This is a genomic window from Micromonospora sp. WMMD736, from assembly GCF_049179015.1.
Classification (GTDB): domain Bacteria; phylum Actinomycetota; class Actinomycetes; order Mycobacteriales; family Micromonosporaceae; genus Micromonospora.
This window is the reverse complement of the sequence record NZ_JBMHMI010000001.1, coordinates 1,476,066-1,493,294: the sequence shown is the minus strand read 5'-3', so window position 1 is coordinate 1,493,294 and position 17,229 is coordinate 1,476,066. Positions and strand designations below refer to the sequence as shown.

Annotated in this window: 15 protein-coding genes; 12 read left to right on the top strand and 3 right to left on the bottom strand. The window is 72.7% G+C overall.

The annotated features are described in order from the left end of the window. The 10 genes from ACN269_RS06525 to ACN269_RS06480 all read left to right on the top strand — a co-directional run bounded on the left by ACN269_RS06525 (nt 1) and on the right by ACN269_RS06480 (nt 11,993). Nucleotides 1-1,086, top strand: a complete 1,086-nt coding sequence (locus ACN269_RS06525; RefSeq protein WP_421471544.1) for an ABC transporter permease — start codon at nt 1-3, stop codon at nt 1,084-1,086. Then, nucleotides 1,083-1,982, top strand: coding sequence for an ABC transporter permease (locus ACN269_RS06520; RefSeq protein WP_421471543.1), 900 nt, complete (start codon nt 1,083-1,085; stop codon nt 1,980-1,982). The genes ACN269_RS06525 and ACN269_RS06520 overlap by 4 nt, the downstream gene beginning before the upstream one ends. A gap of 1 nt (nt 1,983) precedes the next feature. Then, the gene (locus ACN269_RS06515) at nt 1,984-2,961 is read left to right on the top strand and encodes an ABC transporter ATP-binding protein (protein ID WP_421471542.1); all 978 of its coding nucleotides are present in this window, start codon (nt 1,984-1,986) and stop codon (nt 2,959-2,961) included. Next, nucleotides 2,958-3,935, top strand: coding sequence for an ABC transporter ATP-binding protein (locus ACN269_RS06510; RefSeq protein ID WP_421471541.1), 978 nt, complete (start codon nt 2,958-2,960; stop codon nt 3,933-3,935). Before ACN269_RS06515 ends, ACN269_RS06510 begins: the two co-directional genes overlap by 4 nt. A gap of 10 nt (nt 3,936-3,945) precedes the next feature. After that, on the top strand, nt 3,946-5,184 hold the full coding sequence (locus ACN269_RS06505) for an amidohydrolase family protein (RefSeq protein ID WP_421471540.1): 1,239 nt from the start codon (nt 3,946-3,948) through the stop codon (nt 5,182-5,184). After that, a complete protein-coding gene (locus ACN269_RS06500) occupies nt 5,181-6,824 on the top strand; it encodes a DUF885 domain-containing protein (RefSeq protein ID WP_421471539.1) in 1,644 nt (547 codons plus the stop codon). The genes ACN269_RS06505 and ACN269_RS06500 overlap by 4 nt, the downstream gene beginning before the upstream one ends. A 34-nt stretch (nt 6,825-6,858) precedes the next feature. Beyond that, on the top strand, nt 6,859-7,233 hold the full coding sequence (locus ACN269_RS06495) for a nuclear transport factor 2 family protein (RefSeq protein ID WP_421471538.1): 375 nt from the start codon (nt 6,859-6,861) through the stop codon (nt 7,231-7,233). Then, the gene (locus tag ACN269_RS06490) at nt 7,230-7,556 is read left to right on the top strand and encodes a TIGR04076 family protein (protein ID WP_421471537.1); all 327 of its coding nucleotides are present in this window, start codon (nt 7,230-7,232) and stop codon (nt 7,554-7,556) included. Before ACN269_RS06495 ends, ACN269_RS06490 begins: the two co-directional genes overlap by 4 nt. Continuing rightward, the gene (locus ACN269_RS06485; protein WP_421471536.1) at nt 7,553-8,545 is read left to right on the top strand and encodes an LLM class flavin-dependent oxidoreductase; all 993 of its coding nucleotides are present in this window, start codon (nt 7,553-7,555) and stop codon (nt 8,543-8,545) included. The genes ACN269_RS06490 and ACN269_RS06485 overlap by 4 nt, the downstream gene beginning before the upstream one ends. 103 nt (nt 8,546-8,648) lie before the next feature. Further along, nucleotides 8,649-11,993 (top strand): S8 family serine peptidase, encoded by a 3,345-nt coding sequence (locus ACN269_RS06480; protein ID WP_421471535.1) that lies wholly within the window; start codon nt 8,649-8,651, stop codon nt 11,991-11,993. Between the two features lie 49 nt (nt 11,994-12,042). Here the strand turns inward: ACN269_RS06480 and ACN269_RS06475 are convergent, their stop codons facing one another. Then, a complete protein-coding gene (locus ACN269_RS06475; RefSeq protein ID WP_421471534.1) occupies nt 12,043-12,528 on the bottom strand; it encodes a DUF2231 domain-containing protein in 486 nt (161 codons plus the stop codon). A 100-nt stretch (nt 12,529-12,628) separates the two neighbouring features. Then, nucleotides 12,629-13,642, bottom strand: coding sequence for an SEC-C metal-binding domain-containing protein (locus ACN269_RS06470; RefSeq protein WP_421471533.1), 1,014 nt, complete (start codon nt 13,640-13,642; stop codon nt 12,629-12,631). Between the two features lie 117 nt (nt 13,643-13,759). Between ACN269_RS06470 and ACN269_RS06465 the strand changes: the two genes are divergently transcribed. Continuing rightward, nucleotides 13,760-15,829 (top strand): phosphocholine-specific phospholipase C, encoded by a 2,070-nt coding sequence (locus tag ACN269_RS06465; RefSeq protein WP_421471532.1) that lies wholly within the window; start codon nt 13,760-13,762, stop codon nt 15,827-15,829. 45 nt (nt 15,830-15,874) lie between these two features. On the opposite strand, the gene ACN269_RS06460 is transcribed toward ACN269_RS06465, so the two are convergent. Beyond that, nucleotides 15,875-16,471 (bottom strand): helix-turn-helix domain-containing protein, encoded by a 597-nt coding sequence (locus tag ACN269_RS06460; RefSeq protein WP_421471531.1) that lies wholly within the window; start codon nt 16,469-16,471, stop codon nt 15,875-15,877. A gap of 100 nt (nt 16,472-16,571) precedes the next feature. On the opposite strand from ACN269_RS06460, the gene ACN269_RS06455 reads away from it, so the two are divergent. After that, a complete protein-coding gene (locus ACN269_RS06455; protein ID WP_421471530.1) occupies nt 16,572-17,195 on the top strand; it encodes a class I SAM-dependent methyltransferase in 624 nt (207 codons plus the stop codon). Nucleotides 17,196-17,229: the final 34 nt, after the last annotated feature.

Sequence of the window (17,229 nt, the reverse complement as noted above, 5' to 3'; positions counted from 1 at the left end):
ATGACGACAGTCCACGACGGCGAGCCGGGCGCGGTCACCACGACCGCGTCCCGGCCCCGGGGTGCCCATCCGCTGCTGGGCTTCCTGGCCAAGCGGGTGGCGATCACCGCCGGCCTGCTGCTGGGCGTCACGGTGGTGACGTTCGGCCTGGTCAACGTGGTCCCCGGCGACCCGGTGACCGCCAACCTCTCCGACCAGGCCCTCAACGACCCCGCCGCGGTCGCCGCCTTCCGCCAGAAGTGGGGCCTCGACCAGCCACTCTGGGCCCAGTACCTGCACTACCTGGGCAACCTGCTGCACGGCGACCTGGGCCTGTCCCAGCAGACCGGGCGGGCCGTCCTGGACGACCTGTTGCACTACGTGCCGGCAACCCTGGAACTGGCCATCCCGAGCATGGTGCTCGCGTTGCTGATCGGCACCGGGATCGGCATGCTCGCGGCGGTCCGCAACGGTCGGCTCACCGACCAGCTCGTCCGGATCGGCGCCCTGCTCGGGCTCTCCACCCCGCCGTTCTGGCTGTCCCTCGTCGTGCTCTACGTCTTCTTCTACCAACTCGGGCTCGCGCCCAGCGGTGGGCGACTCTCCACCGACTTCAGCCCGCCGCCCACCGTCACCGGCATGTACACCCTCGACGCGGCGCTCGCCGGGCAGTGGGACGTCGCGTGGGACGCCGTCCAGCACCTGTTCCTGCCGGTGCTCGTGCTGACCTCGCTGACCGTGGCGATGCTGGTCCGGTTCGTCCGCTCCGCGATGCTGGAAGTGCTCCAGCAGGACTACATCCGCGCGGCGTACGCCAAGGGTCTGCCGACCCGGGTGGTGCTGCGCCGGCACCTGCTGCGCGCGGGCCTCGTCCCGGTGGTCACCGTCTCCGGGTTGGCCTTCGCCTCGCTGCTCTCCGGGACGGTGCTGGTCGAGAGCATCTTCAGCTGGCCGGGCGTCGGCCAGTACGCGTACCGCAGCGCCACGGCACTGGACCTGCCCTCGATCCTCGGCGTCAGCCTGTTCGTGGCGCTCGTCTACACGGTGGTCAACCTGACCGTCGACCTGCTCTACGGACTCATCGACCCGAGGATCCGGCTCTCATGACGACACTCGCGGACCCGAAGGCGGAGCGGGCCCTGGGCCGGCGTCGCTGGCTCGGCCGGCTGCGCGCCGGCTCGGGCCACCGGCCGGTCTGGCGTCAACCGATCACGATGCTGGCCCTGGCAATCCTCGGCGGATGGCTGCTGCTGGCGCTGCTCGCCGACGTCGTGGCACCGTTCGACCCGCTGGCGCAGAGCCCGGACGCGTACGCGCCGCCGTCGGGCGCACACTGGTTCGGCACCGACTCGCTCGGTCGGGACATCCTGAGCCGGGTCATCCACGGTGCCCGCCTGTCCATCCCGCTGGCCCTGGCCATCGTCTCGTTGGCCCTGCTGGTCGGCGGACTGCTCGGGCTGGTCGCCGGGTACGTCGGCCGGTTCGTGGACGAGGCGCTGATGCGCCTGACCGACCTCGTGTTCGCGTTCCCGCAGATCATCCTCGCCATGGCGGTGACGGCGGCGTTCGGCCCGAACACCCGCAACGCCGTACTGGCCCTGGTCATCGTCTCCTGGCCGGTCTACGCCCGGGTCATCCGCAGCGCGGTGCTGGGCATGCGGGGTGACGACTACCTCAACGCCGCCCGGCTGCTCGGCGTCGGGCCGATCCGCGCGCTGCGCCGCGACGTGCTGCCCAACAGCGTCGGCCCGGCGATCGTGCTGGCCACGCTGGAGTTGGGCAACGCGGTACTGCTGCTCGCCGCGTTGTCGTTCCTCGGCCTGGGCCCCCGCCCGCCGGCCGCCGAGTGGGGCTCGATGGTGGCCCTCGGCGCGCAGGACCTGTCGATGTGGTGGGTCAGCGTGTTTCCCGGCCTGGCCATCCTGACCGTCGTGATGGCGTTCAACGTGCTCGGCGACGCGCTGCGGGACCGGCTCGACCCCCGATACACGAAGGGACGCTGAGGTGGCACCGCTGCTCGACGTCGACTCCCTGGCCGTCACGTTGCCCTCGCCGCGCGGCCCGCTGCCGATCCTGCACGACGTCTCGTTGACCGTCGACGAGGGCGAGTTGGTCGGCATCGCGGGGGAGAGCGGCTGCGGCAAGAGCCTCACCGCGCAGACCCTGCTCGGGTTGCTGCCCCCGGGCGCCGTGGTCAGCGGCTCGGCAAGGTACGCCGGCACCGAACTGCTCGGCCTGGACAACAAGGGCTGGCAGCGGGTGCGCGGGGCCGGCATCGCCATGGTCTTCCAGGACCCGAGCGCGGCGCTGCACCCGATGCTCACCGTCGGCCGGCAGCTCACCGAACACATGCGGGTGCACCTGCGGATGGACCGGCGGGCCGCCGCCCGCCGCGCGGTCGAACTGCTCGACGAGGTCCGCATCCCCGACCCGGAGCGGGCCGTACGCGCCTACCCGCACCAGTTCTCGGGCGGGATGCGGCAGCGGGTGGCCATCGCCATCGCGCTGGCGGCCCGACCGCGACTGCTGATCGCCGACGAACCGACGACGGCGCTGGACGTTACCGTGCAGGCCGGCATCCTGGCCCTGCTGGACCGGCTGCGCGCCGAGACCGGGCTGGCCGTCGCGTTCATCACCCACGACCTCGGGGTGCTCAGCGCCCTCACCACCCGCGGCTACATCTTCTACGCCGGGCGGGTCGTCGAGACCGGCCCGACCGGCGCGCTGCTCACCGCCCCCACGCACCCGTACACGGCCGCGCTGCTCGGCGCCCGCCCGCACGGCACGCAGACCGGCGCGACGCTGCGACCCATCGCGGGCGCGCCGCCAGCGGCCGGCGAGGCACCGCCGGGATGTCCGTTCCAACCCCGCTGCGGGTACGCCGAACCGTCCTGCGCCACCGCGCCGCCCCCGCTCACCCCCGCCGGCACGGACCGGTCGGTGGCCTGCGTGGTCCGCCCGAACCTGGAGGTGACCGCATGACGGGCCTGGCATCCGCGCGACTGTCCTTCACCGACGTGGAGGTCGAGTACCGCTCGCGCGGTCGGGGGCGGGTACGCGCCGTCGCCGGGGTCAGCCTGGACGTGCTACCCGGCCAGATCGTCGGCCTGGTCGGCGAGTCCGGCTGCGGCAAGTCCTCGTTGGCCCGCGTCGCGGTCGGTCTGAGCGCGCCGAGCGCCGGCACGATTCGGTACGGCGACCGACCGGTCACCCCGCTGGGCTGGCGACCCCGGTCGGACGCCGAGGTCGGCCTCCAGATGGTCTTCCAGAATCCGTACGCCTCGCTGAACCCCCGGCGCACCATCGGCTCGCAACTGCTCGACGGCGTACCGGCGACGGTCACCGGAGCCGCCCGCCGGGCCCGGGTGCACGAGCTGCTCGACCGGGTCGGCATGCCGGCCAAAGCCGCCGATCGTTACCCGCACCAGTTCTCGGGCGGGCAGCGGCAGCGCCTGGCGATCGCCCGCGCGCTCGCGCCGGAACCCCGGATGATCATCGCGGACGAGCCGGTCACGGCGCTGGACGCCTCGTCCCAGGCGCAGGTGGTCAACCTGCTCGTCGGGCTGGTCCGCGACCTCGACATGGGCATGCTGTTCATCTCCCACGACCTGGCGCTGGTGCACGAGATCGCCGACGTGACCGCCGTGATGTACCTGGGCCGGATCGTCGAGACCGCGCCGACCCGCGAGCTGTGGCGGGCACCGCGCCACCCGTACACCCGGGCGCTGATCGACGCGGTGCCGCAGATCGGGCCCACCCCGCGGCTGCCCGCCACCCTCGCCGGGGAGGTGCCCGACCCCGCCAACGCGCCCACCGGGTGCCGGTTCCGGCCACGCTGCCCGCACGCGTTCGCCCCCTGCGGCGAGCAGCCACCCACCGTCGAGCTGGGCGACCGCAGTGTCGCCTGCTGGCTCACCGACTCCGCCACGGCGCCGACCGTCGCCCGCCCACTCTGAGGACGCCCGCATGCGCAAGCCCACCGAACAGGTACTGGTCAACCTCGCCCTCTACGACGGCGTCGAGGACACCCTCCAGCCGGACCGGGGCATCTGGATCGACGGCGACGGGATGATCCGTGCCGTCGGTCCGGTCGACGACGTCCTCGCCGAGGCCGGCGACACCCGGGTGGTCGACCTCGGCGGCGACCACGTCATGCCCGGTCTGACCAACATGCACGTGCACCTCTCGCTGGGGCTGCCCGGTCACCTCGCCGACAGCGTGCACAACTCCAACCTGGCCGAGCTGGTGCTGCTGATGGCCGACTCGGCCCGGCGCACCCTGCACTCGGGCGTCACCACCGCCCGTCTTGTGGGGGAGAGTCGGTACGCGGACTTCGCCCTGCGCAAGGGGATCGAGGCCGGCGCGGTCGACGGGCCGCGCATCTTCACCGCCGGCCACGCGCTGTGCTGCACCGGCGGGCACGGTTGGGAGGCCGACGCCCTCGAAGCCGACGGCGCGGACGGATTCCGGCGGGCCACCCGGGAGCAACTGCGCGCCGGGGCCGACCTGATCAAGGTGTGCATCTCCGGCGGCATCGCCGGGCAGCACGAGGCGATCGACACCCCGCAGCTGCTCGACGACGAGATGGCCGCCGTCATCCGCGTCGCCCACGACTGGGGGCGCAAGGTCACCGCGCACGCCGGGCCGGCCGACTCGGTCCGCCGCGCTGTGGAACTCGGCCTCGACTGCGTCGAGCACGGGTACGAGCTGACCGACGACGTCACGCGGCTGATGGCCGAGCGGGGCGTGTGGTACGTGCCGACGATCGTGGTGAGCCGCTGTGAGCAGTTCTTCCGCGACTCCGGGGTGCCCGGCTGGCTGATGGACCGGGCCCTCGCCGCCGGCCCCCGGCACTGGGAGAGCCTGCAGCACGCCATCCGCAACGGCGTACCGATCGCACTGGGCAGCGACATGCCGCCCCACGCCGGCTACGACGAGACCACCGCGACCGTCCGCGAGCTGGAGTTCATGGTGGACGCGGGCATGCCGGTCGCGGACGCCCTCAAGGCCGCCACCGTCCGTCCCGCCGAGTGGCTGGGGCGTGCCGACATCCTGGGCAGCGTCACGGCCGGCCGGCACGCCGACCTGCTGGTGCTGCGCGACGACCCGACCCGCTCGGTGTCGGCGCTGCGCACCCTGCACGCCGTCGTCAAGGGCGGCGTCACGTACCGCGACGACCACGGCCGGCTCGGCGTGCCGCGATGACGGGCATCACCGCCGTCGCCGACGGGTACCTCGACGCGCTCGCCGAGCTGGACCCGCAGGCGGCCGAGGCGTCGGGGCGTACCCCCTTGTCGCAGGTCCCGGACCTGTCGCCGGACGGCTTCGACGCGCGGGCGGAGCTGGCCCGACGCACCGCGACGGCCGCTGCCACCGCGACCACCCACGGGCCCGGCGAAGCGGGCTTGGCCGACGCCCTGCGCGACCGGCTGGCCAGCGAGGTCGACCTGTACGACGCGGGTTTCACCACGCGACTGCTCGCCCCGCTGGCGACTCCGGTGCACCTGCTCCGGCAGATCTTCGACAACCTGCCGAGGCGTACCGAGGACGACTGGGCGGTGGTCGCCGCGCACCTGCGTCAGGTGCCCGAGGCCCTCAACCGGTACGCGGCGACGCTGCGTCGGTCGGCGCAGCAGGGGCACCTGGTCGCCCGCCGGCAGGTGCTCGTGGTCGCCAACCAGTGCACGGCGTGGACCGTCGCCGACTTCTACGGGCGGCTCGTGCAGGGCTACGCCGGTGGCCCGCTCGCCGCGCAGTTGCACCTGGGCGCACGGCTGGCCACCGCCGCCACCTCGGGCTTCGCCGCGTTCCTCCGGGCCGACCTGGCCCCCGTCGCGTCCGACGTGGACGGTGTGGGCGCCGACCTCTACCGGGTCACCGCCCGCAGCTTCCTCGGCGCGACCGTCGACCTCGACGAGGTGTACGCGTACGGCTGGGCGGAGGTGGACCGCACCGCCAGTGAGCTGCGGACCGTCGCGGGCGAGCTGGGTTATTCGCGGGTCGCCGCGGCACGGGCGGCGTTGGACGCCGATCCGGCCCGGCGGGTGCCGGCCGGCCCCGCGCTGGAGCAGTGGTTGCGCCAGCGCACCGAGCGGCTCACCGACGCGCTCGACGGCGCGCACTTCGACATCCCGGCCGCCACCCGGCGGGTGGTGTGCCGGATCAGCCCCGCCACCTCCGGTGTCATGTACTACACACCCCCCGACCCGGCGCTGACCCGACCCGGCGGGATCTGGTGGTCGGTGCCCCGGGGCGAGTCGACGGTGCCGGTGTGGCGGCACGTCGGCACGCTCTGCCACGAGGGCCTGCCCGGCCACCACCTGCAACACGCGCTCACCCTGACCACCGCCGACCTGCACCCGTGGCAGCGCCACCTCTGCCAGGTGCACGGGTACGCCGAGGGCTGGGCGCACTACGCCGAGCGGCTCGCCGACGAGGTCGGCCTGTACGACGATCCGGCCGAGCGGCTCGGCATGCTCGACGGCCAGCTGTGGCGGGCCGCTCGCGTGGTCATCGACCTGGGCCTGCACCTCGGGCTGCCGATACCGGCCGGCAACGGGATCACCGAGGAGCGGCGCTGGTCACCGGCGCTCGCGGTCGACGTCCTCACCCGCGTCGCCGGCCTGGACGCCGAGACGGCCCGTTTCGAGGTCGACAGGTACCTCGGCTGGCCGGCACAGGCCCTCGCCTTCAAGGTCGGGGCGCGGCTGTGGCAGCAGGCCCGTCGGGAGGCCGAGCAGCGCGAGGGGACCGCGTTCGACCGCAAACGCTTCCACCACCGCGCGTTGGCGCTCGGCCCGATGGGACTGGACCCGCTGCGCGCCCACCTGGCCACCCTGCCCTGACCTGTCGTACCCCTGCGATCGGAAGTGACAGCCGATGAGCGCTGACCAGCTCACCACCACCATCACCGACCTGTACCTGTCGCTCGGCGACCGGCAGGCGTTCGACGCGCACCTGCACCCCGACCTGACCTTCTGGGAGTCCGACGCCGACGGCCTGCTGACCGGCCTGGGCGCGCTCGACGACCTGCGGGACCGGCGGGCGGCCCGGGCCGCGGGTTCGCCGCCGCTGTCGGTCGCGCCGGAACACCTGCACGCGGACGCCTGGGGCGACACCGGCCTGGTGCGGTACGTGCTGCGGGCCCGCTTCGCCGACGCCCGACCGGACGAGTGTTTCCGGGTGACCGACGTGCTGCGCCGCGAGGCGGGTGCCTGGCGGATCGTGCACCACCACGCGGAGGCCGTGCGATGAGCGCCGAGCAACCCACCACCGACCTGTACGACCTGCGCGTCGTGGTGGAACGGATCGAGGGGCGCTCGGTGTGCGGCCTCCAGCCGGGTGACCACGTCGACGTGACCGAGTCGAACCGGTTGCGCATTCCGGCCGGGAAGCACTTCTGCCTGTACGCGCTGGCCGCGTGCCTGCCCCTGATCCCCGCCAAGCAGCGGGAGTCGGCCGAGGGGGACTGGTTGGCCCAGGACAGCCACGTCGCCTGCCCGGACCCGGAGGAGCGGCTGATCATGCGGATCGAGCGGACCGGCCGCCGGCAGATCCCCACGGGGGAGCTGACGTGAGCGCTGGGCTGGTCGGGATCGGTCTGCAGTCCGACAAGTCCGCCGACGAGTACGCCGCGCTGGCCGAGTTGACCGAGCGGCACGGGTTCGACGTACTGTCGGTCTTCGGCGACCTGATGTACCAACCGCCGATCTTCCCGCTGCTGGTGGCGGCGCGGCACACCCGGCGGATCCGCCTGGGCGTGGCGTGCCTCAACCCGTTCACCATGCACCCGGTGGAGGTCGCCGGTCAGGTGGCGGCACTGGATCTCGCCTCGCACGGCCGTGCCTACCTCGGACTGGCCCGGGGCACCTGGCTCGACGAGATCGGCGTGCCGCAGGCCCGGCCCATCCGGCGGATCGTCGAGACGGTCGCGGTCGTCCGGCTGCTGCTCGGCGGTGACGACGGCGGTTTCCAGGGCAGCGAGTTCACCGTCGCACCCGGCACGAAGCTGCGGTACGCCCCGGCCCGTGCCGACGTACCGGTCCTCGTCGGCACCTGGGGGCGGCAGACCGCGCGGTCGGCTGCCGGCTTCGCCGGCGAGGTCAAGGTCGGCGGCTCGGCGAACCCGGCGATGGCCCGGCTGATGCGGGCCTGGCTGGACGACGCGGCCACGCCGGACCGCGACCGCACGGGTGTGGTGCTCGGGGCGGTGACCGTCGTCGACGAGGACGGCGCGGTGGCCCGTCGGGTGGCCCGCCGGGAGGTGGCCATGTACCTGGCGGTGGTCGCCGCCCACGATCCGACGATCGAGGTGGACCCGGAGTTGCTGGCCCGGATCCAGCGGCATGTCGCCCGTCGGGAGGACGACCTCGCGGGCGCGCTTATCGGCGACGATCTGCTCGACCTGTTCGCCTTCTCCGGCACCCCCGAGCACGTCGCCGCGCAGGCGGCGGCGGTCTTCGACGCCGGGGCCGCTCGGGTGGAGTTCGGCACCCCGCACGGTCTGACGCCGCACGGCGGGATCGACCTGCTGGGCCGGCGGGTGCTCCCTTTGTTACGGGGGTGAAAACCCCTCGTCTCGGACCTTAGAAGATCGCGGGATCCATGCTTATGATCTTGCGGGAAGTCGCCCGAAGAGGCACTTTCGTCCACATTAGACGAGGAGCGAGATGCTCAGGAAAACCCGGTGGCTGATGGCGGTCGCCGTCACTGCCACGACGCTGACCGCCCTACCGGGCGGCTCGGCCACAGCCGGCGGCATCGAACGGTCCGGCGCACCCGCCGCCTCGGCCGACGGCAGGACGCACACCGTCACCCTGCTGACCGGTGACGTGGTGACCGTCCGCAGCACCGGTTCGGGCTGCCCGCAGGCCACGATCCGGCCGGTCGACGAGAACGCGGTCATCGAACAGAGCTGCGGCCCGGACGGTCACCTGCACGTCGTCCCCGCCCGTGTCGCCGCCCAGATCGGCCCGGTCCTCGACCCCGACCTGTTCGACGTCACCGCGCTGATCGCCGACGGGTACGACGACGAGAACACCAGCGAGCTGCCCGTCATCGTGCAGCCCGCCACCGCCTCCGCCCGGGTGGCCGCGCTCGCCGACGTGCAGACCCTGTCCAGCATCGGCGCGGTGGCCGGCCACGTACCCAAGAAGAGCCCGGCCACCGCGAAGCTCGCGACGAACTCGCTGCTGGCCGGGGCGAAGAAGGTCTGGTTGGACCGCAAGGTCCGCGCCACCGCCCTGCCCGCCGCCGCGAAGCCCGCCGGCCTGGACCGTAACCTGACCCAGATCGACGCGCCCGACGCCTGGAAGTCCGGCTACACCGGCAAGGGCGCCCGCGTCGCCGTGCTCGACACCGGCGCCGACTTCACCCACCCGGACCTCGCCGGTCGGGTCGTGGAGCGGGCCGACTTCACCGCCGAGGGCGGTGACGCCGTCGACCACAACGGCCACGGTACGCACGTCGCCTCGACCATCGCCGGCACCGGCGCGGCTTCGCACGGTCAACGTCGTGGCGTCGCGCCGGACGCCAAGCTGGTGATCGGCAAGGTGCTCGACGACCACGGCTCCGGCGAGGACTCGGGCATCATCCTCGGCATGGAGTGGGCGGCCGGCCGGGCCGACGTCATCAACATGAGCCTCGGCGGCAGCCAGGCCGACGACGGCAACGACCCGCTATCGCTCGCCGTCGACGCCCTGAGCAAGCAGACCGGCACCCTGTTCGTCATCGCGGCCGGCAACAGCGGGGCCGAGATCTCCTCGCCCGGCTCGGCCGCCACCGCGCTCACCGTCGGCGCCGTCGACCGCGACGACAAACTCGCCTACTTCTCCAGCCGGGGACCGCTGGTGAACAGCCACGCGGCCAAGCCGGAACTGGTCGCCCCCGGCGTCGACATCGTCGCCGCCCGTGCCGCCGGCACCAACCTCCAGCAGCCGATCGACAGCTACTACGAGGCCATCAGCGGCACGTCGATGGCCTCCCCGCACGCTGCGGGGGCCGCCGCGCTGCTCGTCCAGCGACACCCCGACTGGACCGGCGACAAGATCAAGGCCGCCCTGGTCGGCGCGTCCGACCCGCTGACCGGCATCGACCCGTGGGCCATCGGCGCCGGCCGTCTCAACGCGGCCCGTGCCCTCGGCGGCCCGACCAGCGGCCAGCCGGTGGTCAACCTCGGCACCTTCGCGTACCCGCAGTCCGGGACCAGCGAGACGACGCTGAGCTGGACCGGCGGGTCCACCCCGGCCACGTCGGTCCTCGACCTCGACGTGTCGATCGTCAACCACGACGGCCAGGCCGTGCCGCGCGGCGCGGCGTCGCTGTCGACGAGCCGGGTGACCCTCAAGCGGGGCGCGACCGGGGCGGCGACGCTGCGGATCAACCGCGCGGCGCTGGGCAGCCGGCCGGGCCTCTACCTGGCCACCGTCACCGCCCGCACCGGCCGCACCGTGGTCGCCACCACGCCGGTGAGCTTCTACGTCGAGCAGCCCAGCTACGACCTGACGATCCACACCAAGCCGATGCCCGGCCTGCGGGACGGCGCGGAAAGCTGGATCAACCTCATGGTCGCCAACCTCACCGACCCGCTGCTGTTCTACGGCGGGGACGGTGGCACCCCCGGGGACACCTTCACCCTGCGGGTACCGGCCGGCCGGTACTCGGTGCTCGGCGCGTCGGTCGCCTACTACGTCGACAACGACGTGCTGGAGACCACCCTCACCGCGGCGGGTGACCTGGACGTGCGCGGCCCGCGGAGCGTGACCCTCGACCCGGCGCAGGCCCGGCCGGTCACGGCCACCGTCGACGGGGCGGCCACCACGACCACCCGGACCGACGTCACCACCTTCCAGACCGCGGTGAACGGCCTGCCGTGGTGGCACCAGATCAGCGGCTTCGGGGTGGCGACGGCGGTGCGCAGCGTGGCGATCCCGAAGCCCACCATCGGGTCGCGGCGCACCTGGGCGGCCGTCAACATGGACTCGCCGGCCGGTACCGCGAAGCCGTACCGCTACAACATCGTGCACGAGTACACCGACGGCGTACCGGCCGATCCGTCGTTCCGGGTGACCCGGGCGGAGCAGGCCCGGCTGGCCCGCGTCGACGAGCGGTTCCACAAGACCGACTCGCCGGAGATGTACACCACGTTCGTCCGCCTCGGCGAGACGGCCGACGGGGTGCCGGTGACCCAGACCTACGAGGGGATCATGCCGCCCAACCGGACGTCGTACCTCTCGCCGGAGATCGTCTGGGCCGATGAGGGCGTGTACGGCGGGCTGCCGGCCGTGGAGGCACCGCGCCGGTACCTGCCGGGCAGCCGCCAGTCCAAGGTCTGGGCGCGGCAGCCGCTGCACTCCGACTGGTACGACGACCCGGCCGGTGACGGCTGGAGCTGCGCCAGCCCGCCGTCGCGGACCCGGGGCAACCTGCACCTGGACCTGGTAACCCTGACCGACCAGCACCAGCGCGCCGACTGCCTCCAGGGTGAGGCGATCGGCGTGAAGCGCACCCTGTCGCTGTACCGCGACGGCAAGCTGGTCGAGCAGAAGCAGCGTCCGATCGGTGACTTCGCCGTGCCGCAGGCGATGGCCGACTACCGGCTGACCTTCGACGTCGACACCAGCCTCATCCTGCCGATCTCCACCAGGGTCAACACGTCGTGGACGTTCCGGTCCGCCGGGCCGGACGGGACCGGCAGCGTGCCGTTGCCGTTGCTCGCGGTCGACTACGCGCTGCCGATGGACGACGCCAACCACACCGTCGGCGGGCCGGCGGAACTGGCCGTCCGGCAGGCGCACGGCGTCAAGGCCCAGAAGGTGACGTCGATGCAGGTGTGGACGTCGACCGACGACGGCGTCACCTGGAAGTCGGCCCGGGTCACCGCAAGCGGCGACAACTACCGGTTCGACCTGCCGAAGGTCGCCTCCGGGCAGGCCGTCTCGCTGCGGGTGAAGGCCGCCGCCAACGGCGGTAGCGGCATCGAGCAGACCGTCATCCGGGCGTACCACGCCGGCTGACGGGCGACGTGGTGTCGGCCCGGCCGCGGCCGGGCCGACACCACCACCGTCACTGACCCTCCCAGACCGCCTTCGCGCCGGAGTCCCCGGTACGGACCACGTAGTACACGGCGACGGCGGCGGCCACCACCGACAGCACCTGCAACGCCACGGTCACCGCCCGGTTGGCGGGCACGCCCTCGACGGCGCGCGGCGGAACGAAGCGGACCAGGGCCAGCGCCACGACCGCCAGCCCGATCGTCGCGTACAGGGTCATGTCGCCGAACTCCTGGTGCGCCTCCAGCTTCGGGACGAACTCCGGGGTGACCCGGTTCGCCGAGCGCAACCGCTCGAAGAAGGCGTCCCCGGTGAGCTTGGCCAGCAGCGCACAGATGGGCGCGCCCACCGCGAGCAGCGCCAGCACCCAGCGCGTGTGCGGCCGGATCGGCGCGACGAGCGCATAGGCGATCGCCAGCAGCGCGAGCAGCGGCACGAACACGACCGCGGCGTGCAGCACGAGTGGGTGGGCGGGGATGCCCTGGAACTCTTCGAACATTCGGCGGCTCCTCCGGCCATGGCGGATCTCGATGATCCGAGGCATGGAGGCTATCGGTACCGACCGGGCGTGCCCAGAGTCGTGTACGCAGCGCCACCGCTCAGCTGCGCGAGCGTGGCAGGCAGTCCTTCTTGTACTTCAGCCCCGATCCGCACCAGCACGGGTCGTTACGCTCGGGTGGCCAGGGCACCCGGGCGGCGGGCCGCGCCGCCACCTCGGCCGCGTAGCCGGCCCGGATCGCAGCGTTCGTCGGGTCGCCGTCGCGTCGCGCGGCGAACGCGTCCAGGCCGGCCACCGTCGCCCGGTACACCCCCAGCCCGGTCCGGCCGGCGCCGGTCAGCCGCACCAGCTCCTTCTCCAGCCGCGCCCGGTGCGCGTCCCAGTCCGGCCCGTACACGTCGGTCAGCTCGGGGTGCGTGGCGAGCAGCTTGTCGAACTCGTCCCGGGGCCAGAGCAGCAGGTCCGACGCGCCGCCCTGGCGCTCCGAGACCTGACGGACGAGCTGGTTCTCCAGCCGGTCGGCCAGATCGTCCTGCCGGTCGTGCGGCAGGTTCAGGTTGCGGCGTACCCGGTGGCGCTGTTGCAGCAGCAGGAACAGCACACCGGGGTCGTCCGGCGGGCCGACCTCCGGGTCGGCCGTCGTGTCGCGCTCACCGAGCAGCGTGTCGACCGCCTCGCTCAACCACGTCTCGGCGGTCGAGGTCCGACCGGCCTCGTCCAGCGCCGCGCTCAGGTAGGCGGGCACGTCGGGCTGCGTGAGCAGCAACGGACGCAGCGCGGTCAACTCCGCCATCGCCTCGTCGTCCCGGCCGCCGGCCTGGAACATCACCCGGGCCCGCAGCGCGCGGGCCACGCCCGCCCGGGGATCGTCCACCGAGGGGTACGCCGCCAGCGCCTGATCCGCGTATCGCAGGGCGGCCTCGGTCCGGGCCCGGATCCGGGCGATCTCGGTGGCGAGGGTCAGGGCGTCCCCGGCGTCGTCCGGATCCTGGAGCCGGCCCTGCTCGACCGCCTCGGCGAGGTCGGCCGCGACACCGAGCGGGTCGGCCGTCCCGAGCGCCGTGCGGCGCAGTTCGGCGAGGTCAGCCTTGGTGAGTACGTCTCTCGTCGGCACGATCTCACGGTACGTCCGAGGGCTCCCGTCCGGCCCAATTATGGTCATCTGCCGTCAACCCACCCCCGATAGCGTCCCGTCGCCAGTTTCTCGAACAGATTTCACAAAGGCGGAGTAATGGGCACGGTGGATCGGCGTACGTTCCTCAAGGCGATGGGAGTTCCCGCGATCGGCGCGGCGCTTCCGCTGGATCTCAGCAAGGCGCTCGCCATCCCGGCGAACGACCGGACCGGCTCCATCATGGACGTCGAGCACGTCATCATCCTCATGCAGGAGAACCGGTCCTTCGACCACTACTTCGGCACCATGCGCGGCGTACGCGGCTTCGGCGACCCGCATCCGGTGACCCTGCCGTCGGGTAAGGACGTGTGGCACCAGCCCCACGGCGCCGACGAGTTGCTGCCGTTCCGGCCCGAGGTGCAGGACCTCGGCCAGACCTTCCTGCCGGACCCGCCGCACGGCTGGAACGACGGGCACGCCGCGTGGAACGACGGCCGGTTCGACGGGTGGGTGCCGAACAAGGGCGTCACGTCGATGACGTACCACACCCGGCAGGACCTGCCCTACCACTACGCGCTCGCGGACGCGTTCACCGTCTGCGACAGCTACCACTGCTCGCTGATGGGGCCGACCGACCCGAACCGCTACCACATGTGGAGCGGCTGGGTCGGCAACGACGGCAAGGGCGGCGGCCCGGTCATCACCAACGCCGAGGCCGGCTACGACTGGTCGACGTACCCGGAGCGGCTGGAGCGCAACGGCATCTCCTGGAAGATCTACCAGGACGTCGGCACCGGCCTGAACGCCGCCGGATCCTGGGGTTGGACGAACGACCCGTACATCGGCAACTACGGCGACAACTCGCTGCTCTACTTCCACCAGTACCAGAACGCGCAGCCCGGCACGCCCCTGGCCGACCGCGCGAAGACCGGCACCGAGATCCGTACCCAGGGCCGCGACCCCGAGGCGCTGCTGGCCGACTTCCGGGCCGACGTCGCGGCGGGACGCCTGCCGCAGGTCTCCTGGATCACCGCGCCGGAGGCGTACACCGAGCACCCGAACTGGGGGCCGGCGTTCGGTGCCTGGTACATCTCCCAGGTCATCGACATCCTCGCCTCGCACCCCGAGGTGTGGAGCAAGATGGCGCTCTTCATCACGTACGACGAGGAGGGCGGCTTCTTCGACCACGTGGTCCCGCCGACGCCCCCGCAGACGCGCGAGCACGGACAGTCGACCGTGCCGACCACCAACGAGATCTTCCCCGGCGACGCCGACCACCCGGCCGGCCCGTACGGCCTCGGCGTCCGCGTACCCATGGTCATCGTGTCGCCGTGGACGCGGGGCGGCTACGTCAACTCGCAGGTCTTCGACCACACCTCCCTGATCAGGTTCCTGGAGACGCGGTTCGGCCACGGCCGGCCGGACCTGGTCGAGCAGAACATCACCCCGTGGCGGCGTGCCGTCGTCGGTGACCTGACCAGCGCCTTCGACTTCCGGCACCCGAACCGGTCGCGGGACGTGACGCTGCCGGACACCGACGACTTCAAGCCCGACGACCTGGTCCGGCACCCCGACGAGGTGCCGGTGCCGCCGGCCGAGGGGCGGCTGCCGAAGCAGGAGCGCGGAGTGCGCCCGGCGCGGGCGATCCCGTACGCCCTGCACGCCGACGGACGTCGCGGCGACGGCGAGTTCCGGATCGAGTTCCGCAACACCGGCGGCGCGGGAGCGGTCCTGCAGGTCCGCCAGGCCGGCGGTACGGCCGCGCCGCGCAGCTACACGGTCGAGCCGGGCAAGCGCCTCGCCGACACCTGGCAGGTCTCCTCCGGGTACGACCTGTCGGTGCACGGACCGAACGGCTTCTACCGCCGGTTCGCCGGTGGCCGGTCGGACGTCGACGTCACGCCCTCGGTCGACGGGCACGGCGACAAGATCGAGCTGACGCTCACCAACCGTGGACCCAAGCGGGTCGAGGTGACCGTCCGGGACGGCTACCACTCCCGGCCGGTCACGCTGTCGCTGCGCCCCGGTCACACCGAGCGCGCCACCTGGCCGCTGGCCCGCACGCACGGCTGGTACGACCTGACGGTCGCCGCGGCGGGGGACCCGGGCTTCGCGTACCGCTGCGCGGGCCACGTCGAGAACGGCAAGGACAGCATCAGCGACCCGGCCCTGGGCGGGCTCGTCTGAGCGACGCCGCGCCACCCGGACCGTTCCGGCCGGGTGGCGCGGTAATCAGTGCGGCGCTCCCGGGTTCGGTGTGGCGCGTACGTGCGCTCGTTCGCCCTGCCTGCCGACGAGGCTGAGGAATTCGACCGGCCCGGAGCTGGTGGCGCCGAACCAGTGGGGAGTACGGGTGTCGAACTCGGCGGCCTCCCCGGGTTGCAGGGTGAGGTCGTCGTCACCGAGGACCAGACGCAGGGTGCCGTTGAGGACGTAGACCCAGTCGAAGCCCTCATGGGTGCGCAGGTCGGGCACACGATCGTCATTGCCGGTGGGCAGGACGAACTTGTACGCCTGGATGCCGCCGGGCCTACGCGTCAGCGGCAGGATGGTCGCGCCGTCACCGGCGGCGATGGGGCGCAGGTTGATGCGGGGATCGCCGGTCGGTGGGGCGTCGACGAGTTCGTCGATGGTGACATTGTGGGCGCGGGCGAGCGGGAGCAGTTGCTCGAGCGTGGGGCGCCGTAGGCCCGCTTCGAGTCGGGAGAGGGTACTGGCGGAAATGCCGGTCTCCTCCGCCAGGTCGGTGAGGGTGATGTTGCGGCGCTGCCGTAGCTGCTTCAACCGCGGGCCGACGGCGTCCAGGGTGCGGTCAAACTTCTCGTCCACACCCCGATTTTGCCATTCGGCAAGAATTTTTGCGCATTCCCGGTGGCCCTCCCAGGATCGAGTCGTGATCCGCGAACAGGGGAGGGACGGGGACCGTCCGATGACGCACAGCTTCGACAAGTCCTACTGGCAACAGCACTGGCAGCACACCCACGGCGGCCGGGCCGGCTCCATGGCCGGCAACCCACCGAACCCCCACCTCGCCCGGGAGACCGCCGGGCTGGTACCGGGCACGGCTCTGGACGCCGGGTGCGGCGCCGGCGCCGAGGCGATCTGGTTGGCCTCCCACGGCTGGCAGGTCACCGCCGTCGACATCGCCGCCGAGGCCCTCGCCCGCGCCGCCGAGCGCGCCACCGCCCACGGGCAGGCGCCGAGCATCCGGTGGGTGGAGGCGGACCTGACCACCTGGGAACCGGACCTGCGCTTCAACCTGGTCACCACCCACTACGCGCACCCCGCGATGCCGCAACTCGCGTTCTACCAGCGCATCCGCGACTGGGTGACGCCCGGCGGCACCCTGCTGATCGTCGGGCACCGGCACACCGGCCACGCCCACCACCATCCCGCCGAAGCGACGGTGACGCTCGCTGACATCACCGCCGGCCTGGACGCGGCCGACTGGGAGATCGTCACCGCGCAGGAGCGTCAGCGCCCGGCCCCCGGCCCCGGCAGCCACACGGTCCCGCTGCACGACGTGGTCGTGCGCGCCACCCGCCGCCGCTGAACTTCCTCTTCTCCGCGTCGGGGTGGCGGTCCAC